At 61.0% G+C, this 25,728-nt stretch carries 32 protein-coding genes; 8 read left to right on the top strand and 24 right to left on the bottom strand.

Going from position 1 to position 25,728, the window contains the following annotated elements; genetic code table 11:
• Positions 1-85: 85 nt before the first annotated feature.
• Complete coding sequence (locus HBA54_RS19365; RefSeq protein ID WP_437126231.1) at positions 86-1,882, bottom strand: ribonucleoside-diphosphate reductase subunit alpha; 1,797 nt, start codon at positions 1,880-1,882, stop codon at positions 86-88.
• Positions 1,883-2,356: 474 nt separating this feature from the next.
• On the opposite strand from HBA54_RS19365, the gene HBA54_RS19360 reads away from it, so the two are divergent.
• The gene (locus HBA54_RS19360) at positions 2,357-3,085 is read left to right on the top strand and encodes an SOS response-associated peptidase (protein WP_167227711.1); all 729 of its coding nucleotides are present in this window, start codon (positions 2,357-2,359) and stop codon (positions 3,083-3,085) included.
• Positions 3,086-3,131: 46 nt separating this feature from the next.
• Here HBA54_RS19360 and HBA54_RS19355 read toward each other — a convergent pair whose 3' ends face one another.
• Together HBA54_RS19355 and HBA54_RS19350 are read right to left on the bottom strand one after the other, a co-directional pair.
• Positions 3,132-3,605: a BLUF domain-containing protein gene (locus tag HBA54_RS19355; protein ID WP_167227710.1), complete on the bottom strand. Its 474-nt coding sequence runs from the start codon at positions 3,603-3,605 to the stop codon at positions 3,132-3,134.
• A 224-nt stretch (positions 3,606-3,829) separates the two neighbouring features.
• Positions 3,830-4,864 (bottom strand): tetratricopeptide repeat protein, encoded by a 1,035-nt coding sequence (locus HBA54_RS19350; RefSeq protein ID WP_167227708.1) that lies wholly within the window; start codon positions 4,862-4,864, stop codon positions 3,830-3,832.
• 394 nt (positions 4,865-5,258) lie between these two features.
• Between HBA54_RS19350 and HBA54_RS19345 the strand changes: the two genes are divergently transcribed.
• From HBA54_RS19345 to HBA54_RS19330, 4 genes are all read left to right on the top strand, one after another.
• A complete protein-coding gene (locus HBA54_RS19345) occupies positions 5,259-6,260 on the top strand; it encodes a sulfurtransferase (RefSeq protein WP_167227706.1) in 1,002 nt (333 codons plus the stop codon).
• A 156-nt stretch (positions 6,261-6,416) separates the two neighbouring features.
• The gene (locus tag HBA54_RS19340; RefSeq protein ID WP_167227704.1) at positions 6,417-7,646 is read left to right on the top strand and encodes a YeeE/YedE family protein; all 1,230 of its coding nucleotides are present in this window, start codon (positions 6,417-6,419) and stop codon (positions 7,644-7,646) included.
• Between the two features lie 196 nt (positions 7,647-7,842).
• Positions 7,843-7,983: a hypothetical protein gene (locus tag HBA54_RS19335; RefSeq protein ID WP_167227701.1), complete on the top strand. Its 141-nt coding sequence runs from the start codon at positions 7,843-7,845 to the stop codon at positions 7,981-7,983.
• Between the two features lie 42 nt (positions 7,984-8,025).
• A complete protein-coding gene (locus tag HBA54_RS19330; protein WP_167227698.1) occupies positions 8,026-8,214 on the top strand; it encodes a hypothetical protein in 189 nt (62 codons plus the stop codon).
• A 28-nt stretch (positions 8,215-8,242) separates the two neighbouring features.
• Here HBA54_RS19330 and HBA54_RS19325 read toward each other — a convergent pair whose 3' ends face one another.
• From HBA54_RS19325 to HBA54_RS19315, 3 genes are all read right to left on the bottom strand, one after another.
• Positions 8,243-8,728, bottom strand: a complete 486-nt coding sequence (locus HBA54_RS19325; RefSeq protein WP_167227696.1) for a PaaI family thioesterase — start codon at positions 8,726-8,728, stop codon at positions 8,243-8,245.
• A 37-nt stretch (positions 8,729-8,765) separates the two neighbouring features.
• Positions 8,766-10,544: a monovalent cation:proton antiporter-2 (CPA2) family protein gene (locus HBA54_RS19320; protein ID WP_167227693.1), complete on the bottom strand. Its 1,779-nt coding sequence runs from the start codon at positions 10,542-10,544 to the stop codon at positions 8,766-8,768.
• A gap of 209 nt (positions 10,545-10,753) precedes the next feature.
• Positions 10,754-11,464, bottom strand: a complete 711-nt coding sequence (locus HBA54_RS19315) for a hypothetical protein (RefSeq protein WP_167227691.1) — start codon at positions 11,462-11,464, stop codon at positions 10,754-10,756.
• A gap of 145 nt (positions 11,465-11,609) precedes the next feature.
• Between HBA54_RS19315 and HBA54_RS19310 the strand changes: the two genes are divergently transcribed.
• Genes HBA54_RS19310 through HBA54_RS19300 form a run of 3 tightly spaced genes read left to right on the top strand, consistent with a single transcriptional unit; the run spans position 11,610 to position 14,738 of the window.
• Entirely contained in the window at positions 11,610-12,251 is a 642-nt protein-coding gene (locus HBA54_RS19310; protein ID WP_322096074.1) for a LysE family translocator, read from the top strand.
• Between the two features lie 14 nt (positions 12,252-12,265).
• Positions 12,266-13,600 carry an O-antigen ligase family protein gene (locus HBA54_RS29720; RefSeq protein WP_167227689.1) on the top strand — a complete coding sequence of 445 codons (1,335 nt, stop codon included), beginning with the start codon at positions 12,266-12,268 and terminating at the stop codon, positions 13,598-13,600.
• Positions 13,578-14,738, top strand: a complete 1,161-nt coding sequence (locus tag HBA54_RS19300) for a glycosyltransferase family 4 protein (RefSeq protein ID WP_167227687.1) — start codon at positions 13,578-13,580, stop codon at positions 14,736-14,738. Before HBA54_RS29720 ends, HBA54_RS19300 begins: the two co-directional genes overlap by 23 nt.
• 185 nt (positions 14,739-14,923) lie before the next feature.
• On the opposite strand, the gene HBA54_RS19295 is transcribed toward HBA54_RS19300, so the two are convergent.
• From HBA54_RS19295 to HBA54_RS19215, 18 genes are all read right to left on the bottom strand, one after another.
• A complete protein-coding gene (locus HBA54_RS19295) occupies positions 14,924-16,099 on the bottom strand; it encodes a tyrosine-type recombinase/integrase (protein WP_167227685.1) in 1,176 nt (391 codons plus the stop codon).
• 142 nt (positions 16,100-16,241) lie between these two features.
• Positions 16,242-16,670 carry a hypothetical protein gene (locus tag HBA54_RS19290; RefSeq protein ID WP_167227683.1) on the bottom strand — a complete coding sequence of 143 codons (429 nt, stop codon included), beginning with the start codon at positions 16,668-16,670 and terminating at the stop codon, positions 16,242-16,244.
• A gap of 4 nt (positions 16,671-16,674) precedes the next feature.
• Positions 16,675-16,848: a hypothetical protein gene (locus HBA54_RS19285; protein WP_167227681.1), complete on the bottom strand. Its 174-nt coding sequence runs from the start codon at positions 16,846-16,848 to the stop codon at positions 16,675-16,677.
• A complete protein-coding gene (locus tag HBA54_RS19280) occupies positions 16,845-18,074 on the bottom strand; it encodes a BCS1 and AAA domain-containing protein (protein WP_167227679.1) in 1,230 nt (409 codons plus the stop codon). Before HBA54_RS19280 ends, HBA54_RS19285 begins: the two co-directional genes overlap by 4 nt.
• The gene (locus HBA54_RS19275; protein WP_167227677.1) at positions 18,071-18,961 is read right to left on the bottom strand and encodes a DUF5131 family protein; all 891 of its coding nucleotides are present in this window, start codon (positions 18,959-18,961) and stop codon (positions 18,071-18,073) included. Before HBA54_RS19275 ends, HBA54_RS19280 begins: the two co-directional genes overlap by 4 nt.
• 1 nt (position 18,962) lies before the next feature.
• Entirely contained in the window at positions 18,963-19,490 is a 528-nt protein-coding gene (locus HBA54_RS19270) for an HNH endonuclease (protein WP_167227676.1), read from the bottom strand.
• A gap of 2 nt (positions 19,491-19,492) precedes the next feature.
• On the bottom strand, positions 19,493-20,713 hold the full coding sequence (locus HBA54_RS19265) for an AAA family ATPase (RefSeq protein ID WP_205944774.1): 1,221 nt from the start codon (positions 20,711-20,713) through the stop codon (positions 19,493-19,495).
• Positions 20,710-21,657: a PD-(D/E)XK nuclease-like domain-containing protein gene (locus HBA54_RS19260; RefSeq protein ID WP_167227674.1), complete on the bottom strand. Its 948-nt coding sequence runs from the start codon at positions 21,655-21,657 to the stop codon at positions 20,710-20,712. The genes HBA54_RS19265 and HBA54_RS19260 overlap by 4 nt, the downstream gene beginning before the upstream one ends.
• Positions 21,654-21,827 carry a hypothetical protein gene (locus HBA54_RS19255; RefSeq protein WP_167227672.1) on the bottom strand — a complete coding sequence of 58 codons (174 nt, stop codon included), beginning with the start codon at positions 21,825-21,827 and terminating at the stop codon, positions 21,654-21,656. Before HBA54_RS19255 ends, HBA54_RS19260 begins: the two co-directional genes overlap by 4 nt.
• Positions 21,824-22,462, bottom strand: a complete 639-nt coding sequence (locus HBA54_RS19250) for a hypothetical protein (protein ID WP_167227670.1) — start codon at positions 22,460-22,462, stop codon at positions 21,824-21,826. Before HBA54_RS19250 ends, HBA54_RS19255 begins: the two co-directional genes overlap by 4 nt.
• The gene (locus tag HBA54_RS19245; RefSeq protein ID WP_167227668.1) at positions 22,459-23,244 is read right to left on the bottom strand and encodes a hypothetical protein; all 786 of its coding nucleotides are present in this window, start codon (positions 23,242-23,244) and stop codon (positions 22,459-22,461) included. Before HBA54_RS19245 ends, HBA54_RS19250 begins: the two co-directional genes overlap by 4 nt.
• Entirely contained in the window at positions 23,241-23,405 is a 165-nt protein-coding gene (locus HBA54_RS29905; protein ID WP_367575717.1) for a zinc finger domain-containing protein, read from the bottom strand. The genes HBA54_RS19245 and HBA54_RS29905 overlap by 4 nt, the downstream gene beginning before the upstream one ends.
• A 1-nt stretch (position 23,406) precedes the next feature.
• A complete protein-coding gene (locus HBA54_RS19240) occupies positions 23,407-23,634 on the bottom strand; it encodes a hypothetical protein (RefSeq protein WP_167227666.1) in 228 nt (75 codons plus the stop codon).
• Positions 23,627-23,764: a hypothetical protein gene (locus HBA54_RS19235; RefSeq protein WP_167227664.1), complete on the bottom strand. Its 138-nt coding sequence runs from the start codon at positions 23,762-23,764 to the stop codon at positions 23,627-23,629. Before HBA54_RS19235 ends, HBA54_RS19240 begins: the two co-directional genes overlap by 8 nt.
• 283 nt (positions 23,765-24,047) lie before the next feature.
• Complete coding sequence (locus tag HBA54_RS19230; protein WP_167227662.1) at positions 24,048-24,302, bottom strand: hypothetical protein; 255 nt, start codon at positions 24,300-24,302, stop codon at positions 24,048-24,050.
• A complete protein-coding gene (locus tag HBA54_RS19225) occupies positions 24,303-24,527 on the bottom strand; it encodes a hypothetical protein (RefSeq protein WP_167227660.1) in 225 nt (74 codons plus the stop codon).
• Positions 24,528-24,842 carry a hypothetical protein gene (locus HBA54_RS19220; RefSeq protein WP_167227659.1) on the bottom strand — a complete coding sequence of 105 codons (315 nt, stop codon included), beginning with the start codon at positions 24,840-24,842 and terminating at the stop codon, positions 24,528-24,530.
• Between the two features lie 436 nt (positions 24,843-25,278).
• The gene (locus tag HBA54_RS19215; RefSeq protein WP_167227658.1) at positions 25,279-25,614 is read right to left on the bottom strand and encodes a hypothetical protein; all 336 of its coding nucleotides are present in this window, start codon (positions 25,612-25,614) and stop codon (positions 25,279-25,281) included.
• Between the last annotated feature and the right edge of the window lie 114 nt (positions 25,615-25,728).

Genomic DNA, 25,728 nt, shown 5'->3' with positions numbered 1-25,728 from the left:
CCGAAGCATCCCCAATAAACTCTGGTTCTTCGAAGGCTAACGCTTGCGGCCTTTGAGGGCCGCGATAGCAGTGTTCAAGTCGTTCTTACTGACAGGCGAGACACTCCTCATAGTCCGTGGCGTTGGCCACCGGCGTTTCCTTCGAGGAAATCTTGCCCAGGTGCGGCACCGTGGCCGCGGCGCCGGCAAAGTCCGAAGACTCGGCACGCTGGATCGATTTCGAGCGGCAGTAGTAGAGGCTCTTCACGCCCTTTTTCCAGGCCTGATAGTGGATCTGGTGAAGGTCGCGCTTATGCACATCAGCCGGCACGAAGATGTTGAGCGACTGACCCTGGCAGATGAACTCCGAGCGGTCGCCGGCATGCTCCATCAACCAGCGCTGATCCAGTTCGAAGGCGGTCTTGAAGATATCCTTCTCATCATCGCTGAGGAAATCGAGGTGTTGGACGGAACCCTCGTTGAGGGTGATCGAGGTCCAGACTTCCTCGGTATTCTCGCCCTTTTCCTCAAGCAGCGCCGCGAGGTGCTTGTTGCGCACGTTGAAGGAACCGGACAGCGTCTTGTGGGTATAGCTGTTGGCGGCGATCGGCTCGATGCCCGGGGAAGCGCCGCCGCAGATGATGGAGATCGAGGCGGTCGGCGCGACGGCCAGCTTGTTGGAGAAGCGCTCCATCATGCCGAACTCCTCGGCATCCGGACAGGCGCCGCGCTCTTCCGCCAGCTTGCGTGAGGCGGCGTCGGCGTCCTTGCGGACGCTGGCGAAGATGCGCTTGTTCCAGACCTTGGCCATGACCCCCTCCATGGGGATGCTGTTGGCCTGAAGGAAAGAGTGAAAGCCCATGACGCCGAGGCCGACGGAACGCTCGCGGGCCGCCGAGTATTTCGCCCGGGCCATGGAGTCCGGTGCATTGTCGATGAAGTCCTGCAGCACATTGTCGAGGAACCGCATGACGTCTTCGACCAGAACCTCGTTGTCCTGCCACTCAAAATATTTTTCCAGATTGAGCGAGGCCAGGCAGCAGACCGCGGTGCGGTCGACGCCGTGCTGGTCGATGCCGGTCGGCAGGGTGATCTCGCTGCAGAGGTTCGACATCTTCACCGTCAGGCCGGCCAGCTTGTGATGCTCGGGAATGTTCCGGTTCACATGGTCGCCGTAGATGATGTAGGGCTCGCCGGTCTCGATGCGGGCGGTGAGGATGCGGATCCAAAGATCGCGGGCCTTCACCTTGCGGATCACGGCGCTGTCCTTGGGGCTCAAAAGCCCCCAGTCTTCATCCTTTTCGACGGCACGCATGAAGGCGTCGCTGATCACCACGCCGTGGTGCAGGTTCAGCGCCTTGCGGTTCGGATCGCCACCGGTCGGCCGGCGCATCTCGATGAATTCCTCGATCTCCGGGTGGGAGACGGGAAGGTAACAGGCGGCGGAGCCGCGCCGCAGGGAGCCCTGGCTGATCGCCAGGGTGAGCGAATCCATCACCCGGATGAAGGGGATGATGCCGGAAGTCTTGCCGTTTTGGCCGACCTTTTCGCCGATGGAACGCAGGTTGCCCCAGTAGCTGCCGATGCCGCCGCCGCGCGCCGCCAGCCAGACGTTTTCGTTCCACAGGCCAAGGATGCCATCCAGGCTGTCGCCGGCCTCGTTGAGGAAACAGGAAATCGGCAGGCCGCGCGACGTGCCGCCGTTGGACAGCACCGGCGTGGAGGGCATCAGCCAGAGGCGCGAGATATAGTCGTAGAGACGCTGGGCATGGGCAGAGTCGTCGGCATAATGCGCTGAGACCCGGGCGAAGAGGTCTTGGAAGCTCTCGCCCGGCATCAGGTAGCGGTCGGTCAGGGTCGCCTTGCCGAAGATCGTCAGCAGATCATCGCGGGAGCGGTCCATGTGCACCTTGATGCCGCGCTCGTTCTGGAACTCGTCGCGAATCTGACCGTTGCCCAGCAGATCTTCCTGATCCGGCGAATCGGACGGGAACGACTCGGGTGCCCCGTTTGCGGCGGTCTCGCCGGCTGGTCCATCCTGTCGCGTCGGCGCCGCGGATTGATCGGCTTGCTTTTCAGTTTGCGCTTCGTTATCCACAAAATCCGGCTCTGCTTCGACCGTCCGGTTGCGCCCGAAAATCCCCGATCCATCCATGTTTATTCCCCTCAGTCCACAGCATGTGGAAGACTTAAATGTGGAACCTGTGTACAATATCTGGGGTTGATTCCTACCCCCATGCACCAAATGTGGCCCAAATCTATCCAGATGTCTTGATTCTGTCATCGTGAACAAAATAAGAACATTAATCATAGTAGCGCTTAGGGGTATTCCTGCAAGGCCATTGCCTCGATTACTCACAGGAAAGATCTAGACGGGATGTGCGGCCGCTTCCTCCTGACCACGCCGGTGGACGCCCTTCGGCAGCTTTTCGGTTTCGCGGAATTGCCGAATCTGACCGTGCGTTTCAATGTCGCGCCCGGTCAGGCGGTGGCCGCCATGCGCCTGGATGCCGGCCTGCAGCGCCATTTCGCCTGGCTGCAGTGGGGCCTCGTGCCTTCGTGGTCGATGGAAAGCCGGCATTCAAAGGAAGGCCGGGGGCGGCCCATGGCGCCGCAGATCCATGCCCGGGCGGAAACCGTTGCCGAGAAGCCGACCTTCCGGAATGCATACCGGTCGCGGCGCTGCGTTGTTCTGGCAGACGGGTTTTACGAATGGCGGCAGGACGGCAATCGCCAGCCCTATTGCATCCGGCTGGCGGACAACGGCCCCTTTGCCTTCGCGGCACTATGGGAACCTGCCGCTGCGCGGAGCGGCGCCACGGAGGCCGGGCAGGACAGCTGCGCGCTGATCACTACCGACGCCGAGGGCGAGATGGCGGCGATCCATCACCGCATGCCGGTTATTCTGTCGCCCGATGATGTCGGGACCTGGCTCGACCCCGCAAGCCGCCCCGACAAGCTGCAACACCTGCTGCGCCCCTTGCCCGGTACCGATCTGTCGCTGACCCCGGTTTCAAAGCGGGTCAATGCGGTAAAGCACGACGATGCCGGGCTGCTGGAGGAAGAGCGGCTGCCCGAGGCGCCCTCTCAACTGAAGTTGTTCTGACACCAGCTTCTACGTCAACAGGGGGGATGCAAGCAGCCGCTTTGGGTCAGCTGAAGCGGCGCCGGCTGTGGCTGTTGCGGTAGAAGCTCTCCATGAAGGCGACGATTTCCTCAGGCGTTTCCGCGGGAAGGACGTCACGCACCGAACGCCTGCAAAGATCGATGATCCCGATGGCGGCTTCCTGCTCTTTTGCATTGCAGTGGTGGTAGCCCATCGACCAATCGGCGAAGACCCGCCGCGCACAAGGGCCGGCGAACAGCCGGATGACGCCGGAATGCCTGGGGTCCTTTTCGATGTTTCGGTAAAGCGTCTCGACCGCTTCCTGCTCCCCTTCCAGGTACTGCAGGAACTGGCGTTCGACATAGAGCAGCATGCCGGTGATGCCTTTGGCGGCATTCGCGTTGCGGGCAGTGGAGAGAATGGTCTCCAGTTCTTCAGCGCCCATCTCATGCTTGGCGGCGCTCAGATACATGAGCCTGTAGACCGGCAAAGCCGCCTGTTCACTCAAGGTTTTGTCCACGGATGATCGCCTCGAGCTGCTTTTGCCGGTTATTTGGTGTTTACCAATTAGTCTGTGTGCAATTGTACAGCCTATTTTCAGATAGGCAAACCGGACAGTAAAGCCAAGCTGATTCCGAATCCGGCCAGACCCCGAAGGGCCCGGCCAGATCGGTTGCCATCTTACAAGTGCGGCGTAGCTCTTCGAATCTGAAACTCTGTGAAAGGAGTTTCAGGTTCCGGGCATCAGGCTGTGTTCTGCTGGCCTTCGAGGAGGCGCTGCAGAAGCTCCGGCGTGATGGCTGCCTCGCTCTCGTCACCGACGCTCTTCAGGTAGGCGCCGATGGCGCCGCGGGTGCGCGGTCCCGACAGGCCGTCGACGGTTCCGGCATTGAAGCCCAACTGGTTCAGGCTGTGCTGGACGAACATGATGGTCGGCTTGTCGGCGAAGGTCGTCTCACTCTGCGGCTTGAAGGCGGCGGCCCGGGCCTTGCCGCGTTCCAACTCGGCCGGCGACATGTTATTGGCGATGGCGGCGCGGATGTCCTTGGCGGTCGCATGACCCAGTCCGTCGGCGACCGAGAGCCAGGCGTAGCCCCGAGGAAGATTGGTCGGCAGACCAAGGCCGGCGGCCTGAACGACGCCGTAGGAAAAGGCGCCGTCGGCATGGCCCTGTTCGGCGGCTTTGCCGTACCAACGGGCCGCCCAGGACAGGTTCTTGGTTACGCCGCGTCCATTGGCGTAGCACTCCGCCAGCAGAAACTGGGCCGGCGCATGACCCTGGCCTGCCGCATCGTCCAGGTAGCTTACGGCGCGGACAAAGTCCTGCTCCACATCGTCACCGGCATAGTAGGCGGCGCCCACGAGGTATTGCGCGCGCGGCTCGCCGCGCCCGGCAGCGGCATTGATCCATTTGGCGCCGGCATTCAGATCCTGTTCGACGCCACGGCCCTCGTTGTAGGCCTCGCCCAGTTCGAAGGCGGCCGGTCCATGGCCGCGCTCTGCGGCTTCCTGGAACCGCAAAAAGGCTTCCTCCTCCGAACCGGTCTGGCGCAGGTTCAGGCCTTCGTCGTAAAGGGCGTCCAGGACGGCGCTGTCGACAAGGGCATTCTGCTCACCGCTGGCCGCCGGCGTTCCGTCATCGCCGAGGGCGCCTGACATCCCTTCGTTGGCGCCGTCCAGAGTGTCCTTGACCTCGGTACAGGCAGCGATCGTGAGGCTGAGCGAGGCAAGCACGGCGATGCTTTTCAGGCCTCGCCTGGGGTAATGACTGCTGATCATTGAGATATCCCTTCAGATAAACGGCTCTCCCAGCCGGGCCGCAGTGCTGCGGCCTTAATCTTTTCGAATCCTTGCAGCACCGGTTCCGATGCGCGTCCGGCGGCAGCCGGAGGCGCGCAACCGAGCGGTGCCTGGATTGGGTTCTGCCCAACCGAAGTTACACCGACATCAGCCAACGCCAAGCCGGGTGCCAGGGCGGCAGAAAACATAACCCCCATTTGATACCAAATTGATGGTGGCTCGTGATGCCTAATTTCTCTGTTCAATCGACTGCTGCGCGAAACCGCAAGGGGCAAAATAGCGGCATAAATAACGATAAATTTTTGTTATTTATTCTTAATCTACATCATGACACGATGAAATTCATTCCTGTGACAGTGAAAAAAGGTGGATCATGCTGCAATCAACGTCTCAAGAGGCGACCGGCTTTCCGGCGGGCCGCGTTGCGGCTCTGGCCGTACTGCTGCTTGTCGGATTTGTTCTGCAACCGCAAGCCGGGGCAGGGGCCGCTGGCGCTGAGGCTGTTGAGGCGCCTGGCCCGCTTGTCGACGTCGCCTGGGTGAAGGCCAATGCGGCAAACGACGCGGTTCGGCTGCTCGACATCCGTAACAAGATCGGCGGCGGGTCGGCGGCGGTTTTCGCCCAGGGCCACATCCCCGGATCGGTCTACAGCGACTACCTGCAGGATGGTTGGCGGACCAAGCGCGAGGGCGTGCCCGGGCAGCTTCCCTCCGTTGCCAGCCTGGAAGCCTTGATCGGCGGTCTGGGCATCGGCAACGATCACCACGTGGTTATTGTGGCCGCCGGCGCCAGCGCGCTGGAGATGGGCAGCGCGACCCGGGTCTATTGGACCTTCAAGGTGCTCGGCCACGATGCGGTCTCGATCCTCGATGGCGGTTACCGGGCTTATACCGCCGATCAGGCCAATCCGGTCGCGACCGGCCGGTCCCTGCCGGAGGCGGTGATCTTCGCGGCTCAGTTCCGGCCTGAGATGGTCGCCGACCGTGATGATGTCGCGGCGGCGATGCAGTCCGGCGGCACTCTGATCGACAACCGGCCGACGGCCCAGTATCTCGGTCAGAGCAGCCATCCGGCAGCGCAGCGTCCGGGCACCATTCCCGGCGCGGTTTCGGTGCCGGAAAGCCAGTTGACCGATGCCAAGGGGCGCTTCGTCAGCAGCACGCGGGTGGCGGCGCTGCTGGAGGCTGCCGGGGTCGGTGCCGGCGACGAGGAGGCCATCACCTTCTGCAATACCGGCCATTGGGCGTCACTCGGCTGGTTCGCCCAGAGCGAGATCCTGGGGCGCAAGAACGTCCGCCTCTACGACGGATCGATGGTCGACTGGACTGCCCAGACCGATCTGCCCATCGAAGTGGAGGTTGCCAAGACCCAGTGAGTCGGCACGGCGTTCGCCGGTTTCCTTCGCTTCGGTTCAACAGTCATCTCTGCTCACAATGCCGTGCGGCCGTCTCGACAGGCTGCGGCGCGGGCGTTAAGGCAACGTATCATCTGAAGGCGGTACTGGCCGCTATGGAGAAGTAATCTGGATGCCATGGCAAACTCTGCCCGCATAGATCGCCGGTCGGACTGGCGCGTCACCGCACCGGCGCTGCTGCTGCTGGCGGCAGGGGCCCTCTATATCGCCGACGGCGCCAGCGGCCGGATGGCCTGGCTCTACCTCCTGGGGGCCGCTTTGGGCCTCGTCCTCTATCACGCCGCCTTCGGGTTCGCCTCCGCCTGGCGGGTCTTCATCGCCGAGGGACGCGGCGAGGGTCTGCGCGCGCAGATGGTCATGCTGGGGCTGGCCAGCCTGCTGTTCTTCCCGCTGATCGATCAGGGCTCCTTTTTCGGTCAGCCGGTCGGCGGCGGTGCGGTCGCGCCCCTTGGCGTTTCCGTTGCCGTCGGCGCCGCCATCTTCGGGGTCGGTATGCAGCTGGCCGGCGGCTGTGCGTCGGGTACCCTCTATACGGTGGGCGGCGGGTCGACCCACATGGTCTTCACCCTCATCTTTTTCATGATCGGTTCCGTCATCGGGACGGCACATATGCCCTGGTGGATCGAAACCGCGAGCTGGGGCAGCATATCCATTCTGCGCGAATGGGGCCTGTTTCAGGCCCTGGCGGCACAACTGGCGCTGCTGGCGGCCATTGCCGCTTTCACTCTCTGGGTCGAACGTCGTCTGCGCCCGGCGGAGACCGGAGAGGCGACAGAACGCCGTGGGGAAAGCCCAGGCTGGCGCCGTTTCGTGTCCGGGCCTTGGCCGCTGCTCTGGGGGGCCGTCGCCTTGGCGGTCCTCAATGCGGTGACCCTTGTTTATGCCGGTCATCCCTGGACCATCAGCTTCGGCTACACGCTGTGGGGCGGCAAGCTGGCGAGCGCCGCTGGGATCGATCTCTCGGCCTGGGCCTTCTGGACCTGGCCCTTTCCCAGCCGGGCCCTGGCGGGTTCGGTGTTCGAAAACAGCACCTCGGTCATGAACTTCGGGGTCATCATCGGGGCGCTTCTGGCCGCGGGCCTTGCCGGCCGGTTCAACCCCGCCTGGCGCCTGCCTTGGCGCAAAGTCCTGGCCGCCGCGATCGGCGGTCTGTTGATGGGCTACGGTGCGCGGCTGGCCTACGGCTGCAATGTCGGGGCCTACTTCAGCGGCGTCGCCTCCGGCAGCCTGCACGGCTGGCTCTGGTTCGCCGCGGCCTTGGGCGGCAGCTATCTGGGCAATGTCCTCAGGCCCTATTTCGGCCTCCAGGGCGGGTTCTCCAGGCGCGCGGTCCCTCAAGCGGCCTAGTAACTCAAAACGGCCTAGTAAGGGTGGGGCCGCTGCCCCATCGCTTTCGATGAGGATTGTAGCCGGGATATAAGGAACAATATCCTAAAACTGCTCGACTATCTAGCTGGTATGGGGCTTTTTAACTGGGATTTTCATCATAACTCCTTGAAATGGTTGAAACCATCCCCAAATACCCCTTATGAGCCAGACATCTTTGAAAAAGCCAGAAGTTACCCACCCGCAGGATGCGGTCATCCGAAGCTGCCTGAAGTGCCGCGATCACTTCGAAAGCACTTGGCCTGGCGAGCGTATCTGCAAGCGCTGCAAGTCCACCGCCGCCTGGCGCGAGGGCTGAGTCGCGTGAAGCGATTTCGTTCAATCCGCCGTAGGTAGGGATATGAACACAAAGCAACAGCTCAGCCCCTATCTCACAAAGCCGTTGCGCAGCCTCGACGAAGTGCTGCGCGAGCGCCGTGTCGTGGAGGCCGGCAAAAGATCCGGCTATGGCCGGATTGGCGAAGACAAGCTGATGGCAGACAACAACAACGCGCCAGCGACCCGGCGGCTGGGCATCCGTTCGGTCTGACCCTTTCGCTGTTTTCTCCAGACTACCTTTATAGGGCCAGGATCATACAGGTGGTCGTGCCGTGGGCGTAGAGCTTGCCGTCCGCGTCCACCAGCTTTGCCTCGGCGGTTGCCGAGCGCCGTCCCCGATGAATAACCGCTCCCTTGGCAAGAACATCGCCGACCCCCTCGGTCATGGCGCGCACCAGGTGCACCTTGAACTCCATGGTCGTGTAGCCTTCGCCTATCTGCAGAGTGCTGTGCACGGCACAGCCCATGGCTGAATCCAGCAGCGTGGCGGCATAGCCGCCATGAACGGTGCCGAGGGGGTTGTAATGCCGGCGGTCCGGCACGCCGCGAAAGATGGCTTCTCCCGCCGCCACGGAGTCAAGCATGAAGCCCAGCAGTTCGGCCATCGGCGGCGGGGGGAAGCGCCCCTCGACCATGCCCTGAAGAAGGGCCAGGCCGCTCAGCGCCCGGACTGTTTCGACCGGGATCAGGCCGCTTGTCACCCTATCGCCGCTGTCCGGGCTCATGGTCGGTTTCCCGAAACTCTGTCGCCTTGCCTGCCCGTCACTCGGCTGCCTCCGCTTTTGCATCCTGTTCGAACAGCTCTTCCAACTCCTCGGCGGCTTCTTTGGCCATGTAGATCATCTTTTCCTCGTCGTTGTGCTCGGCGTGCTGCGCCATAAGACGCTGCTCGTCATGGTCTTGGAAAGTCTTCACCGTCCGCTCTGCCTCCGACGCGGGCAGGCCGAGCCCGGTCAGGACGGCGCGTGAAAGATCAAGGCTGGCATTCAACGTCTCGCGGCGGATGATCGTCACCCCCAGATCCATAAGCCGATGGGCGTGTTTGCGGTTTCTCGCCCGGGCATAGATGGTCAGGTTGGGAAAGTTCTCGCTCACCGTGGCCGCCGTTTGCAACGACGCTTCCACATCGTCGATGGCGAGAACGAAGATCACCGCCTTGTCTGCCTGGGCGGCGCGCAGCAGATCCAGGCGTGAGGCGTCGCCATAATAGATCTTGTTGCCGAAGCGCTTCACGAAGTCGACCTGCTCGGCGCTGACGTCCAGCGCGGTGAAGCCGATCTTCCGCGCCCTCAGGATGCGCGCGACGATCTGCCCGAAGCGTCCGAAGCCGGCGATGATGACCTGGTTTTCTTCCGGCACGATAGGCTTTGCCGGTTCCTCGGCGGGGCCGCTGCGTCGTGCGAGCAGCCAGGTATTGGCGGCCGCGACCAGGGGCGTCGCTGCCATGGAGAGGGTCACCACGACGATCAGAAGTTCCGCCAGGCCGCCGTCCATCAGCTGCGATGCGACGGCGATCCCGAAGATCACGAAAGCGAACTCGCCGCCCTGTGAGATGGCTGCCGCCAGATTGCGCGATGAGGCCCAGGTCAGCCCCGCGGTGCGGGCGATGGCAACCAGCACCAAGCCTTTGGTCGCCATCAGGAAGGCCACCCAGCCGAGAATCTCCAGCGGGCTCTCGAAGATCAGAGAGATGTTCAGCGACATGCCGACGGCGATGAAGAACAGGCCGAGAAGCAGGCCTTTGAAGGGTTCGATGTCCGCTTCCAGCGCATGACGGTATTCGGAGTCGGCCAGCAGCACGCCGGCCAGAAAGGCGCCCAACGCCATGGAGAGGCCGATTGATTCCATGATCAACGCCGTACCGGTCACCGTCAGCAGGGCCATGGCGGTGAAGATCTCCCGCACCTTGGTGATGGCAACGATCCGCAGGACATAGCGCAGCAGATAGCGCCCGCCGACAATCACCGCCGCCAGCACCGCCAACACCTTTGCCGCCTCGATCCAACCGCCGGAGGCGCCGCTGTCGCCGCTGCCGGGCGCGAGCAGGGGGATCAGGGCCAGCAGCGGGATGACCGCCAGGTCCTGGAACAGCAGGATCGAGAACGCCGATCTGCCGTGGCGTGTCGTCAGTTCATTTTTCTCGGCAAGGCTTTGCAGCGCAAAGGCGGTCGAAGAGAGCGCGAGGCTGAGGCCGACGATCACGGCTGTTTCGACCGTCAGGCCATAGAGCAGGGCGGCCAGGGCGAGAGGGACCGCCGTGACAAGCACTTGTGCAAGGCCCAGGCCGAAGACCGATTTACGCATCGCCCAGAGCCGGCTCGGCTGCAGCTCCAGCCCGATGACGAAGAGCAGCAGCACGACGCCGAACTCGGCGAAATGCAGGATCGCATCGACCTCGGAGATCAAGCCGAAGCCGCCGGGCCCGATGGCCAGGCCGGCGGCGAGGTAGCCGAGGATCGCCCCGAAGCCGAGGCGTTTCGACAACGGCACCGCCACCACGGCGGCGCCCAGAAAAATGGCTGCTTGGGGAAGAATGGCCAAGGAGTTCTCCACGCGATCTGTTGGATGTCATCATGACCCGGTGACATCGTGGGCAGTTCGGAGAGGATCATAGAGTGCTGGCGCGTCTTCGTCACATGGCGAGCGGGGCCTGGGTGGCGGCAGGGCCCGCTACGGTGCCGGTTCAGGATCGCTTCAGGCGGCTAAACCGGGCCCATTTCAGGCCGGGCCCGGTTTAGCCAGCCTTTTTGTCAATAGGCCTTCTTGGCACCCTTTCGAATGGCCGCCCGCAGGTCCTCCGGCAGGCCCCAGGAATAGCGGGTGAGGATCTCGCGGTAGAGCTGCGGCCACATCGGGCTTTCGGGATCGCTGAGACGGCTCTGGAATTTGCGCAGCGCCTGTCCGATCTCCGCAACATTGTGATAATCCGGCCAGATGCTGCGCGCTTCGTCGAAGGCCTTTAAGGCAGCCGTGAGATCGTGGTCGATCAGGGCTTCGAAACCGCGCCGCTCAGCGGCCGCGGCGCGGGTGCTGCGGTTGTCGGCGGCCGGCGGTGGGGCTGTGGCCGGGTTGACATTCTGGGGAGGTGCCGTGCGCCGCGCCTGCTGGGCGCTTTGGACCTCGGCGATTTCACGGGTCAGGTTGCGCTCCAGGCTGCTCAGCTTGGCGTCGATGTCCTCGGCGATCTGCGGGCTGGCCTCGTCGCCGTCGACGCCGGCCTGCTGGGCCTCCAGCAGCACCCGGACATCGGCGATTTCCGCCAGGGTCTGGGATTCGATCTGTTCGACCTTGGCGCCGATCCTGACGCCGAAAACGTCGATCTCACGCTCGAAGATGAGGGTGCGGACGTCGCTCTGATAGACCAGCACCACAACCATGGCGACCAGCGGCCACATGAAGGCCCTGATGTAATCCAGAACTAAACGTCCCAGCACGTAGTCGTCGGTACGGTCACTTGCCATGGCCTCGTCTCCCGGCGCGGTTCATAGCGGCAGGCGCACTCTGCGCCGGTCGGTCTCACCGGTCTGTGGCCAAACCCACATCCGCACCTGTAGACTGCACCCCGTTCGCAAGAACCCGCCTTTAGAGTTTTTGGAAGGAAACGCGGTGCCCCTGGGACTGACCGAAATAATTGCCTTTGTCGTGGTGGCCGCCTTGCTGGTGATGTCGCCGGGTCCGAACGGCGTGTTGATTGCCAAAACGGTGCCCGCCTCCGGCCGCCAGGGCGGCTTCGCCAACATCGCCGGCTTCGTGACCTCCTTCTACCTTCACGGCGCGCTGTCGATCTTCGGGCTGTCGCTGATCCTGGTCCAGTCGGCGGAGCTGTTCCTGTTGGTCAAGCTTCTGGGTGCGGCCTATCTGGTCTGGCTTGGCTGCAAGGCGCTGTGGGAGGCCTGGAAAGGATCATCGCCCTTGCCGCAGCAGCCGACGCTGGCCAGCCGGCGGCGTGGCTGGTTGAAGGCCTTCGGCGAGGGGTTTTTCACCAACGCCCTGAACCCCAAGGTCTCGATGTTCTATCTGGCCGCTTTCCCCCAGTTTATTCCCGCGGGCGAGGGGGCGGTTACGGCGGCATTCTTCCTGGTCTTCCTGCACACCCTGATCAACGCCATGTGGTTCGGCATTATGGTTCTGCTCTTTGCCAGGCTGTCGTCGGGGCTGCGCAGCGGCGCCTTCCGGCGCCTTATCAAGGCCCTCACCGGTACCGTCTTCCTGGCCTTCGGCGCGAAACTCGCCCTGCTGCGGCTGTAGACAGGGATGCCCTGGTGGTCAATCCTTTGGCTGGTTTGGCCCGTTTACAGCTTTTCAATCGGATATCCCATTCTGATCGTCGTTCCGGGACAACAACACAGCAGCACTGGACCATGAGTTTGAACGCGTCCTATCTACGGCCCCTGACCCTGTTCCTTTTTGTTTTCGCGGGATACTACAAAGCATCGGATGTGTTCGAGCCGGTACCAGTGGACATCACGCTTTTATTTGCGGTGCTGACGGTGCTGTTGTGCCTTTGGACCGTCTTCAAAGAACGCCGCCTTCCGGCAGGCAGCGTTTTGATGGCCGGATTGTTTGTCGTTTTTCTTGTCGGTCTGCGCTGGCCAGGCGCCTTCGCCGATTATCCGACCCAGAAAACTCTGAGGCTTTTCAGCCTCACGGCCTTGGCAGTCTTTGCCTCGCTTGTGCTGATCAAGACAGACCGCGAGAAGCTGGTCTTCATGGTTGCCGTCGCTTGCCTGGGCACACTTATGGCGGCCTTTGCCTTGCTCGATATGGCAGTCTACGGAGTCATCTACAGGGCTTCGGTCTGGAACGTCAATCCGATCCTGGTGGCCCGTGCAAGCGGTTTTGCCGTGGTCTGCTTCTTGATCCTCTATTGGTATGGTCGGCTGTCTGTTTGGCAGGTGGTCATTCCAATTGTCATTGCCTTGTTGGGTTTGGTGTTGTCAGGCTCCAGAGGTCCGTTGGTCGCCGCAATCTTTACGGTGTGCTTTGTTGCTTTGGCCCCCAAGTTCGGTTCGACGCCGGGACGCCGTGCCCTGTGGACGCTTGTGGTGGCGGGGGGTGGTGTTGCCGCCTGCCTGACTTGGCTCTCCGACATAGGCATCAGCGGCGGGCGACGTATGGTCCGGTTTCTGACCGGTGAGTGGGGCGATTCCGAGGCAACGCGTCTGGCTGTATGGAAAGAGTCCGTCGCGGCAATTGCCGACCACCCCTTCGGGCTCGGTTGGGGAAGGTTCAGCGAGACTATTCAAGTGTTTCATGGCAGCGAGACTTTGGTCCTGTATCCGCACAACATCCTATTGGAGATATCTGTTGAGGCGGGTTGGTTGGGGGGCATCTTTTTCGCTTGTCTCGTTTGTTGGGTATTGTTATCCAGCTATAAAAGAACATCTCGCCGCGGTGGTCTTTCATTTTGTATTGTGCTTGCTGGTTTAGTGTATTGGCTGGTTTGTGCATTCGTCAGCGGAGACATTAACGATAATCGTCCCTTTTGGACGTTTCTTGTTTTGGCCCTCTCGACCGTCACCAGCCATCGACTGGGGGAACACGCGGCGCAACAGAGAGGGCTAAACAGGCCTGATGAGCGTTCGCTGCAGCATTAGTAAAAGCGGCAACAGTGGTGGAAAAAGCGTCCTTCATGTTTCGTCCGCCCATCGCGTGTCTGATGGACGCATTTCAAAGAAAGAGGCGACGAGCTTGGCTGGCCGCGGGTATCGGGTCACGGTTCTGGCCCTTTGCCGGGCGACGGGTGCCGAACTAAATCCGGACCTTGGATATATCGAGCATGGTGAGCCTTGTTCCCGGGCATGGCGGTTCCTTTTCCGTCTCCCCTGGCTGGCTTGGTTTTGCGCTCGCCAACGCTATGACGTTTATCATCTACATGACCCGGAACTGATCCTGCTGGGGCTCATTTTGAAGCTTCTCGGCAGGCGCGTGGTCTACGATGCCCACGAGTCCTATCCAATGGTCATCCTCGACCGTGATTGGATTCCCCGGCTGCTAAGGCCGCTACTGTCGATAATATGGCGGCGCTGCGAGGCCTTCTCGGCGGGCCGCGCCAATCTGACCGTCGTTGCTCATGACGTTCTGAAGGACCAGTTCGAAACCGGTCAAACTGTTGTCGTCAAGAACTACCCGATCGTACCGGACTATAGCCTGGCCGAAGCGACGGCGATGTCGGAGCGCCCGGCAAGAGTGTTCTACCATGGCGACCTGACCCAGCAGCGCGGCCTGTTTTCAATGGTTGAGGCAATGGCAATGCTGGATGATTCCACCAGTATCTCCTTGCATCTGGCCGGGAGCCTCACGTCAAATGATGCCGAGCGGGTGCAGCGGCTGAACGGTTCCGGCAGATCGCGCTATCTCGGCTGGCTCGATGGACCGGCGCTTGCCAAAGAACTGGATAATGCAAGGGCTGGGCTCGTTCTGCTCCATCCCACGAACAATTACCTGAAAATCCGCCCCAACAAACTCTATGAGTACATGGCCGCAGGGCTCCCCGTTATTGCTTCCGACTTCCCGCATTGGCGCGAAATTGTCGAGCACTATCGTTGCGGTATTCTTGTGGATCCGCTTGACGTGCCGGCAATCGCCGGTGCGATCGAACAAATCCTGGAGAACCCGGAGGAGGCGGCTGAAATGGGGCGCCGGGGGCGGCAGGCAGTGATCGAACGGTTCAATTGGCAACGGGAAGGGGAGAAGCTCGTCGAAGCCTACCAAGGTATGTGGGTGCGGGCTTAGGTTCTTCCGCTTAAAGGCGGTCGGCTGCGCATTGGTGGTGGCGATTGGAGCCGACAGCGGGCAGCTGTGTTTTCCGCTTTCGCCAGATTCCAAGAAATGGTGGGCGATACTGGGATTGAACCAGTGACCTCTCCCGTGTGAAGGGAGAAATCGCGGCTCTTATCCTGTTGTTTCTGCACAGGTGTTCACGCCTTCTTTTTCGATCCTGTCACAAAACTGCCGAAGCCGAGGCCGCGCGTCATTGCTTCCACCCGCTTTGGCGCGTCACCGAAGTAGTGACGGATAACGATCCGCTCGTCTTCCCACATACCGGCGTCCATCACGTCCTTGACGTCGCCGCCGGCCGCGCGAACCTGGTTGGCGAAGTTGTGGCGCATCCAGTGTGGGGTCGCCGACGATAGGAAACGGGCCCTATCTCGCTCACCAGCCGCCTTGAGCGAGGCGACAGCCTTGTCGCGGGCGCTGTTGAACAGTTTGCGGATCTGGCCGCCGGAGGCTCTGCGGGGGGCGTAGGGCAGGCCCTTGTCGGTCAGGAAGAGGGCAGGCTCGTCGTCGTCGCCTCGTTCCTCCAGCCACGCCTCGATCTTCTGGCGGGCGTAGTCGTGCAATGCCCGGTCGTAGGCGTTGTCGTTTTTACTGTCTGGGAAGAAAATCCGACTCCGGCCTGGTGCCAGAATGAAACTTTCCTTGGGTAGATAGAGCGCTTGGGCCACCCGGGCGCCGGTCACGAAGAGCGTTGCCAGGATGGCCTGGCCGCGGATATCGGCTGCGTCAACGATCCGCTCACCTTCGCCGGGCAGGAACATCTTGTTGGCGTGCTTGCCCTTCTTAATCGTTGTCTTTGGCCGGGCATAAGGCGGCGGGAGTGCCAGCCAGCCTTGCTCTTGGGCGTGGCTTAGAATTGAACGGAGGCTGGTCTGATGGCGCTGGATCGTACTCGCGGCGTGTTTGGGATACCGGTCATCATAGAAAGCGTTGATATCCTCGGCACTTAGGGCTGAAACGACCACCCCTCCAAATCGCTTGATCAACGCCTTGACGTTGTCGTGGTCTGTCTTTCCAAGGTTTGGAACCGTCTTCAGGTAACCGGCCGCAGCCGTGGAGAAGGTGACCGCCGGGACCGACCCGTGGACGAGCTCGTCGAGGACTTCCTTTTCCCTGGTGATCCTGAGCGATTCTGCGAGCTGGCGCGCGCCTCTCGTTCGGCAATCAAGGCCAGTACTTTCGCGGATTCGTCGCGATTTCTTGCCGGCGCGGACCGTCCCTTTGAGCCAGAGTTTCTTTCCCTCGGTCTTGACTTGGAGGCCGCTGACTCGGTTTTGATCGCCCCTCGAAGCTGCTGAAACTGACTTTCCGTCCATACTCGATCCCTCCCCAGGAAGTCATGATAGTGATGATCGGGGTGGCGAGACAACCAGTCGTCGAGCCAGGACTTTGATTTGCCCAGACGCTCACAAACCCTGTCAACGCGCATATCGTCAGCCATGGTTGTTGCTTCGCCCATCAGGCCTTCCCGACGACTTTCAAGTCCGGCTTCTGGCCCTCCGCGAAATCCGGATGTTTGGTCTTCATGTGGCGCTGCAGGTTGACGAAAGACCGGTTGCAGCAGGGGCAGACACCGGCGGCGGCGCGGTTCTTGAGCTTTGTTACCTGACCTTTGGCAGCGGCAGTGCGGCGGCGTTCACCCTCTATCTGGTCTTGAAGCTGGGCTTGTCGCTGCTGCAGGCGGTCCCGTTCGCGGCGAATCTTGTCGACGGCAGTTTCGCAATTGCGGTCGCTCCAGCCGCGACTATGGCCGTTGGGACAGGTGTGATATCCGCCCTCTTTGCGGTGCGTTTCGTATTGGACTAGTGGCATCGCAAAGTGGACGCCGCAAGTGCCGCAGGCAAGGCCGATGCACTCAACGCCCCCTATGCGGACCACATCAAACACTGAGTTAGCCATTTTCTATCTCCTCCACCCTCTCGACAGTAACCCGCCATTTCCCATGGATCTGAACCCCGACCTGGTGGACCGGGCCAATCTCCATTTCGGCCCCGTCCTTGCCGGACAGGATCACGGCCTTGATCAGTTCAAGGGCAGCGGCGGCGACGGATGCTTTGGGGGTCATGCTGCCTCCGCTCTGATGGTGATCGCTTCCAACGCTTGCAGAGGTTGGTCTGACAGCCTCATCAGTTGGCCTTGCAGGACCGCAGCAGGGCGGGGCTCATAGCTCGCCTCGGTCAGCATGCTGGCCATCGTCTCGGCTTCGGGGAAGAAGCGCAGGAAGAGCCGTCGCGCCTCATTGGCCCCAAGCGGCCCTATGTGCTCAGAAAGATCAACCCGGCCGGGCCTGATCAGGGCGGCGTCCAGCTTGTCGGGGAAATTCGTCGTCATGACCAGGATACGGCCCTCCGTTGCTATCACCCCGTCCAGAGAATTCAACAATGCGCTGAGCGTGATCCCCTTGGGCTCGTCCTTGCCTTCGGTTTCTGCTGTGCGGCTACCGGACGACCTTGCCGCGTCGATGTCTTCAAGAAGCAATACGGCGTTAGACGGAACCGAAATCATTGCCTTCACCAGGGCATTGTCATCATCAAGCGACCCGAGATTGAGCGCATAGATGGGGCGGCGCAGATAGGCTGCCAGCGCGGCCGCGATTGATGTCTTGCCGCAGCCGGGCGGTCCGCTGAGCAGGATGCCAAAGCGGTATGGAATGCCGCGGTCGACGTGCCAGGGTTGGGCTTTCTCGAACCAGTCAACCCGCTCAGTAATGCGGGACATCTGGTCATCTGGCAGGATCACGGAATCAATGGGACGTGGAATCCGGCGCGCTGTTCTCGACCAGTAGTCTTCAAAGGTCCAAACGTCGGTTCGGTCGATCTCGTCGCGCTGGCTACGGGCTTCTTGAATGAGTGCCCGCATTCTCGATTGATCCCGCGTCGCCATGCGTAGGTTGAAGCTTTCCCTCTGTTGGCCCGTGCTGGCCGGCGCGTCGGTGAGCGACCGTTCGACGCAAAGGAGACGGCCCTGGTGCCAAAAGTAGTGCCGCCCAAAACCCGCTGAGACAGTCCAATGGTCACCGTCACGGTCATGCATGGTTCTGATAGACAGGCGCCGGCTCCGCTTGGAGTAGGACTGCTTTGAAAGCCACTCGTTGATCCACATAAATGAGTCGTCTACGTCTCGGACAACCAGTTCGACGGTGAACTGATAAAGGTAGATTTGCCAAAGGCGGCCGGGAACGGACCTTAGTCCGAAAAGAACCGAAGCGACCACCGACCCGCCAAGCAGCCCGGCGAAGACATCGTTTTGGGTGATCTGGTGCTGCAGCCAGAGATAGACTGTATCGATCATGCTGCCTCCGGGAATTGCTGTACCCGCAGATCGGCGGGCCATTCGGTGGGATCGGCGCCAGCAGGGTTTTTGAGGCGCCTGATTATCGCTTCGACATCCGGATCCACTTTCAGGCTGCGGCCAGCAATACCGTTGATCTCATCCACCGCGCGGGCGCCAAGCTGCTTCATGAAGAAGGGAACTCCAGACCATCTGCACTGGTCCCGGAGAGCGCGGGCATTGGCCACATCGAAGGTCCGCGCCATGGTTCCACTTTCCCCACCGCAGATAACCCAGCCAACGGGCTGGAAGCCGTCATCGCTGATGGGCGGATCGAACGCATTACCCGGGTCGATCCCCTCGAGCATGGGCTCAACGCTGACAAAGCGCACGGCGGCGGGCGTTTTGCCGAGGATGGGAATTCGGAGGTCCCACATCTTCTGAGTGCCCGCAGTGGTGCCGATCCAGATGTTCTTGGGCGCTTGGTTGCCGTAGCGCTCCTGCATGACCTGCTGCGCTACTTTCGGGCGCTTGGTGAGAATCAGGAGGTCTACGAAGGGCGCGGCATCGATTTCGTCCAGTGCTTCCTCGCGCCAGGCCCGATCGATCTCGGTATCAAAAAAGTCGCTGAGGCTGTTGGTGAAGGCGCGGGTCCGGTAGCCAGGCTCCTTCGCGGCGCGGGCCGCGGCCTTGCGCGCCAGCGCCCGGACGTTCTTGACCGCGCCCTTGGTCTTGTATCTCGGCTGGCCGGCCCCCCACTCTGCCCAGCCATAGCGCTCGGACAGTTCGCGAGCATAGCAGTTGTCGCATTCGTCGCTGACTTCGGTACAGCCGATCCAAAAGTTGATGGTCGCGCCCTTTGAGCCGTCTGTGTTCCGCACCCAGCCGATCTTGGTAGTCTCGCCCATTTCAGCCCTCCCTCATTTCATCTCGAAGCCGCATTTTCTCGGCGACCGACAGATTGCCTGCCCGGTTGTTGCAGTCCTGATGTGCGAGGGCGGAGTTGGCCAGATTGTCCGGCCCGCCGTTGGTGCGCGGAACGAAGTGTTCAATCGTCATCTTCTTGCCGGGGCTGGCAAACTCACCACGAGGCGCAAAGAGCCCGCCGCAGTAGCAACAGGCGTTGCCGTCGCGGTCCATGATATCGTTGATCCGCCGATCTCTCTTTGACTTGCCGGGCGTCTTCGTCTTCACGCCAACGCGCCACGGCTTGGCGTCCAGGAACGCGGAGAAAGCGTCATCAGCGCCACCCTTCCAGGCGGATATGACTTCTCTTCCGTTGCGGTACACCACTCCGACACCCTCCGGTGTTGTGAAGCGGGCCAGCTCGTACTGGTTCGTCGGTGTGCGAACCTCAGAGCCCCGTGCCTGAAGCCAGCCCTTGAACGCTGGCCAGCGCTTCGCGAACGCCTTGGGGGTGCGGGGAAGGTCAGGCATTGTTATCCGGCCTTCCTGGGCATCAGTTCTTCGTCGCGCTTCGAGCGGACATCCTGCAGCTCCTTACGCTGATCCTCGGGAAGGGCTTTGATCTGGTCGGCGTAGTTCTTCCAAAGCTTGTCCACGGCCATAACCGAGTCGCAGCGCTTCAATGCTGCGGTCATGTTTGAGACCAAGGATTCGGCTTCGCTGCGTTCGTCCGCGGTGGGCGGTTCCTCTGTCGCCGGGGCGTCGGCGGGCGCTTCGTCATCTGCGAAGAGGTCGTCGTTCTGAACAGCATCCTCGCTGCCGGTTTCATCCGCCTTTCTGGCGGTTTCTTTCAGCTCATCCAGGATGGACACGACGACTGACCTTTCAGCCTTGTCGAGTGACTGCCAGTGCTTGTTCATGGCGTCTCGGCCCAGCGTGGCTACTTCCCGGGCGTCTGATAGGAGCTTGGCGGAGTCCTCGTTGGGAATGCCTTGCCGGTCCTTGCTGGTCTGCTGAGCGCCGGCAGCCCACATGGCCAGGCGCTTGCCCATATCGGCTGTGATCGCGCCGCCGGTATTGAAGATCGGTCGATGCTGCTCCTGGAGCTTGGTGGCGCCCTCCTGGAAATCGGGTTTGCCCATGCTGTTGGGCGGGAGCATCAGGAGCGCTGTCATTTCGTACTCGAATGAGCTTGTGCAGATCGGCTGCCAGCCCTGAGGTACAGGCTCCATCTTTCCCCTCGCGTTCTTCACCAGCTTCAGCTTTTCGCGGGCCCGGAAGCAGAACACCAGATGCGCCTTGATCTGCAGCACTTCGTTGACGAAGCGGTTGTGTTCGGCCTTCGGTTTCTTCCAAGCCCCGAAGTTGCACGCCTCGCGCTTGCGCCAGTCGTCACCGGCCATTCGGTCCAGCTCGGTTTCGTGCATTTCCAGCACGCCACCGGGGCCCTCATGTTCGTGACTGGTGCTGTCGACAATGATCACGCCTGCGCCGGCATCAGCGGCGGCCTTGATGGCCTCAAGGTATCGCAGCGGCGTAAAGGGTGCGTTCAGTTCGGAGTAGAGATAGTCGAACTGATCGGCGTAGTGCAGGCCGCGCCCGCCCTCGGTATCGATCATGGCAATGGGCCGGCCCTCAGCCAAACCCTGCGAAAAGAGGAGCGCCGAGTAGGTCTTGCCGGATCCGGATGGGCCAGCGAAGCCGGTCAACGTGTGACACTGTTCTCGGACAGCGGGGCGAAATGTATAGCTCAAGCTGCGTCTCCTTTTGCAAGTGGTCGCTGCCAGTCCATCATGGTCCCAAGCATTTCCTTGCCGGGCTCGACGGTCTGCAGGCTGTCGCGGGCCTCGCGGTCAAGGCGTTGCGCCATGAGATAGCCGGGCGGGTCGACGTAATAGGTTCGGCGGGAATAGCCGGGCCAACAGTCGTTGGATAGACAGGTGTTCCAGAGGTCAATGGCGCGCTGCACGTCGATTTCCGCTTCGTCCAGGGCGGCGGGAGGCAACCCGACGACAGAGAGCGCATGGGGCGCCGTATTCTCCTGGACGACAAATTCGAAGATTGGATCGGCTATCCCCATCACGGCGCGAATGCCGCGGCGATAGAACGCGCTTTGGAAGTCGAAGCCGAGATTGAACAGCGTGCGGCCATACGTTTCTGGGTTCGCGCTCATGGCTGTAGTTTTGTAATCGTGGAAGACGCGGCCCGTGTTGGGCAGCCAATCGAGCAAAGCGCGGCACCAAACATCACCCTCCTGCCAAACCATCATAACTTCCGGTTTGCCATCGGTGAATGCGACGGAGGCGTCTTCGTGGGCGTCTAGCTGCTGTCGGCCGACCTTCACCATGGCTAATGCGTTCTCGTACTGGTGAGGCAACAACGGCGTGTTGCCGGCGGCATAGGCGTCGTCTCGGGCTTCCTTGGCGGCCTTCGTCTTGTAGTCGGCGGCGTCGATCACCACCAACTCAGCGCCCTTACCCAGCATGATCTTATGAGCGGCGCTGCCCAGGTCGTAGATGGTACGGTTCTCGACCTGGTGGTCAGGGTTTAGCCTGGGGTGGGCGTCGAAGGCATGTCGCGGCGACTGGTTGATGAGCTTCTTGCCGATGGAACTGGAGAGCGATGGCACCTTCACAGGATCGGCGTGATAAGTCGCTTCTGAGATATCGAACAGGCCGGCGCGGTCGATGATGGTCACTCGCTCAATCCTATTGCTGCAATGCAGACGATGTAGAAGAAGGCCACGACCACAAGCTTTCCTATGAACGAGAAGACAGGATCGGGCTTGGCCTCAGCCTGGCGCTGCGCGTCTTTCTGCTGCTCGGCCGCGGGCTCATCGTTGTTCACGATAAGGCGGGGGTGGGTCATGGCTGGGGCTCCATTGCATCGATGTTGCAGTGATGGGCCTTGAAGGTGATAGCAACTACCCAGGGGTTTACGTCCCAGCCATAGCCGCGCTTGGCGTTGAGGGAGTTCCACAAGTCTTGGAATGCGTACCGGGCGTGCAAAACGGGTGGCTCACCTTTGAATGCCCGCCAGCCAATACCGAAGTGCTCGACACCCTCCGCCCTTCCATCCGCTTCGTTGATATCCTGCACGCGCTCGACCTTGACGGCGGTCACTTCCAGGGTGAGCCGAGACGCCCAGCGGGTCATGTGGATGGAGGGTTTCCAGGTCGGGGCCGATCTCTCCCAGCCCTCGCGGTAGACGGCCCAGTTGTCGCCGTTCTCCTGATGGGGGATCGATCCGTCGTGCCAATAAGCCGTCTTGGGTACAATGCTGTGCGTCTCCCGGACCCAGAGCCGGTCGCCGGGGGCGTAGGGAACCTTCACGTCCTGGCGCATCCCGCCGTGCGTGCGAAAGATGGCAACGTCGTCGTGCAGAACCGAGAACCGCAGGTGAGACTCCGGCTGCGTTTTCAGCACCCGCCTTGTCTGCGACTTCCTGCTGTCAAGGATCGCCCGCACCATCGGCTCGGAGAAGAGAATGGGCTTGATTCTCATGGCTGCTTCTCCTGGGCTTGGAGGGCCTTGCGCAGGGCGACGAAAACCGGCCACCCCTGCATTCCATTGCCATCGGCATGTTTGAGAGCCTTCTCGACAGCTTCCACCAGTCCCGTATCGGGCTGTGGGGCGGGGGAGAGGATTAAGAGGTTTTCGAGTAGTTCTTCTAGCGTCAGTATTGCGACGGTCGCTGTGTGGACCTTACCGGCATTACCTTGCGCGTGCTTTGACGTTCTAAACGCCCTCTGTTTGGCCAATTGCTCTTTGATTTCCTCCACGCACTTAGCCACCCCAGCCGCATAGCCGCCGTAGGGTTTTGCTCTTTCGTGAGGTTCAAGCTCTAGATTGTCTGCAAAGGGCTCTATTGCCTCCTTGGCCTGCTGGATTGCCCCGCCGCAGACGTAACCGCCGATATCCTGAAATTGCATGTCGTCCAGTAATTGCCAGATAGCATCGGCCATGGCTTCTGCTTGTTCCGGCGTTGCCGCAAAGCCGCTGCTGTCTGCGGGCTGGAGGTCCATGGAGCCTCGCAGCTTCCCTGAATCAACAGCAGCTTGTTGTGAGGCACCGGATATTCCTGGCGTGGCGGGCTGGCGGGGGACAGCAGCGTCGCTGGTGGAGTTGGAGCGGGTGTTCCAGGCTGTCTCCTCGTCATACGTGACGCTATGGCCTTCTAAGACGCAGCCGTTATAGGGGTGCTTCCAATGGTTCTCAGGAACGGCCTCCAGGCCCAAGTCAGCCCTGCAAAACGGGCAGGGCTCAAGCTGTGAAGTGGTGGTCATTGGGTTTCCCCCGTTCCGTCACAGTGCGGGCATTCCGTCGTACTGACGCAGAAGAACCCCTTTGGCGCTGTGAGCGGGTTGACGTAACCGCTGCCCTTGCAGGTCGGACAGCTAATGTCCTCATCCTCGTCTTCGAGCCAATGGCTGTCCTCATAGGTCATGTCACTCACTCTCCTTGGTGAGCTTTGCGAGGAGGGCGGCATTTGCGTAATAGGCATCGGTTCCGCCATAGGCTGAATCATTTAAGGTGACTTCGCCGTGAAGCCGCCGGAATGCCCTCACCACCTCATCCAGCGTCGTGCCTTCAAGGGCTTTTGTGGAATAGCCAGCAGTGAAGCGTAGGGAGGCACGAACTACGTCCCAAGGCTCTGGCGTATGCTTCTCACTCATTGGGGCGCTCCTGTTGATGCTGGCGCATGTTCTTTTCTGCTCTTCCACGGGCCCACCAGCCCATGGCAACCCCGATTCCGTAGACAGCGGTCGTGATGAGAAAGCTGAACCAGAAAAGGCTAGTACCCATCACCCTTTCTCCCCGGCCTGCTGGGTAGTGAGGGCAACGCGCCTGTCCAACACAGTGCGTAGGCTCACTGGGTAGAGCCCGATAACTTCATCCCAGGCAATGAACTTCTCGTCGGCCCGGGATACGAAGCACGGCAGGCAGAGAATTGAGTTTCGCAGAGACGGATGGACAACCGCTTCCCACACGTCATTCGGGACATGGAATCCAACCGGGCTTGGCTGATGGCAGGCGGCACAGCGTTCGCGCGTGCAGGCGTCACCCCATTTAGGAATGCTGGCTAAGGTCATGACGGACACTTTTGCGCGTTTGGCGGCGCAAACTTCTTTGCCCATTCCTGCCGCTCTCGAAAGCGCCGTTTTGACACTTCGATTGAATCCGGTCGTGGAGCATTCTTTCCGAGGCGTAGCAGGGTTGCGTTGTGAATGCCGCAGACCCAGGAATGCCCGGTGTCTTGTTCTGGCTCCCAATTGTCCAAGTCGCAGTTGCATTGCATCATCTGTGATAGTTCTTTGGCGATTTCGCGCGGGGTCTGGTTCATCTACTCTCCCTCCTGTGGGACGAAGAACACACTCAGGCAGTTACAGAACGGATGCTCTGAACTCAGCTTGCCGTTCACAAAAACCCGCACAGTGTCGAGGTGTGCCATGTGGCCGTTAATCGTGCCCCATTCGATGGACGTAACGTCACCTAGGCCAACCTCAAAGTGCTCGTTGTAGGTTTCGCCCATTGAGACAGTGACGGCGCGAAGCTTCTCAGTCCGCATCTACTCTCCCTCCTGTGCAAGCTGCTCATTGCAATAAGCGCAGGTTTCGCCGCGCATCAGGTGGCACATGCATTCGTGTTGGGGCTCTTCTTCCGGCATTGGCGGGAGGGCGTTTAGACGTTCAACAAGCCGCTCAAAAGCCCTGATGGCTGCGCCGCCGTTGATGATATCGCCTTGGATGACGCCGCGTTTCCTATCGAAGTCGTAGACACCGGCACCTGTAGAGTCGGCTGCTATAAGCCCGTCCTCTCGAACGACTGCGGTTTGTTTTGCATCGGCCAGAGCGCGACGAACTGTGTTGATGTCGTCCTTCATTGCTTCTCTCCCGCAGGAGCTTTTGGCTTTAGTGTCGGGACACCGCGCGTTTCACGGAAATAGCACCGGCCATTCGGATGGCTGGCTTTGTCACACTCTGCAAACCAGTCGCCTGCCTTCACCGCATCCCACTGGTCGCTGTTCATCCAGTCTGGGCCAGAGCCAACCCACGTCAGGGCTTTTCCGCAGTCGAAGCACTTCTTAGTCACGGCTTCTCTCCCGCAGGAGAGAGAGCAGACCTTGCGCGAACGCCTTTGACAGCACTCTTGGCCTCGGACAGAACGTTCTCGTATGCCATCTCAATGGCCTCGTCTGCCTCCAATCCGTATGCGTCCTCGGCATGACGGCGAAGGTTGTCTGGCGGCGTGTATTTCGTGATACGCTTGAGGGCTTGAAACAGCCTGACTTCCAAATCTGTTTTACAAGTGGGCATGGCTCAGTCCTCTGTCGGGGCGGCTTTACTAAGTGCGGAATTGGCTTTGAGCAACGCCATGGTTAAGCGCGTAAAATGCGGCCCTGGCGTTGCGCCTCTGTCGCTCACTTCCTTCCCCGCCTTGTGCAGTCCTTCCAGCGCTTCACGCAGGGTAGGCTCTGCTGCCTTCTCTGCCTGGGCGCGGGATATGGCTTTGTCGACTTCATCAAGCGCGGCAAGAACGCCGTTTTGTTTGTGTTCGCTTTCAAACCTGACGTTCACCTGGATAACCCCTGACCACCGGGAAATGGTTTTCAGCGCTTCCAGCATTTCGTCATGGAGTGTCATTGCTTTGGTCATGGGTTAGGCTCAGCCCTAGAGATTGCGGCTTGAAGGAGTTCGCTCGTTACCACAGCGCCCTCTGCTTCCATCACGACAAGCGCCGCCTTACAGGCCGCCAACAAATCCGGTGCC

Source organism: Pelagibius litoralis, from assembly GCF_011683915.1.
In the GTDB taxonomy this organism is placed as follows: Bacteria; Pseudomonadota; Alphaproteobacteria; order Kiloniellales; family Kiloniellaceae; genus Pelagibius; species Pelagibius litoralis.
The sequence above is the reverse complement of the archived record's forward strand: the minus strand, read 5'-3'. Positions and strand labels throughout refer to the sequence as shown.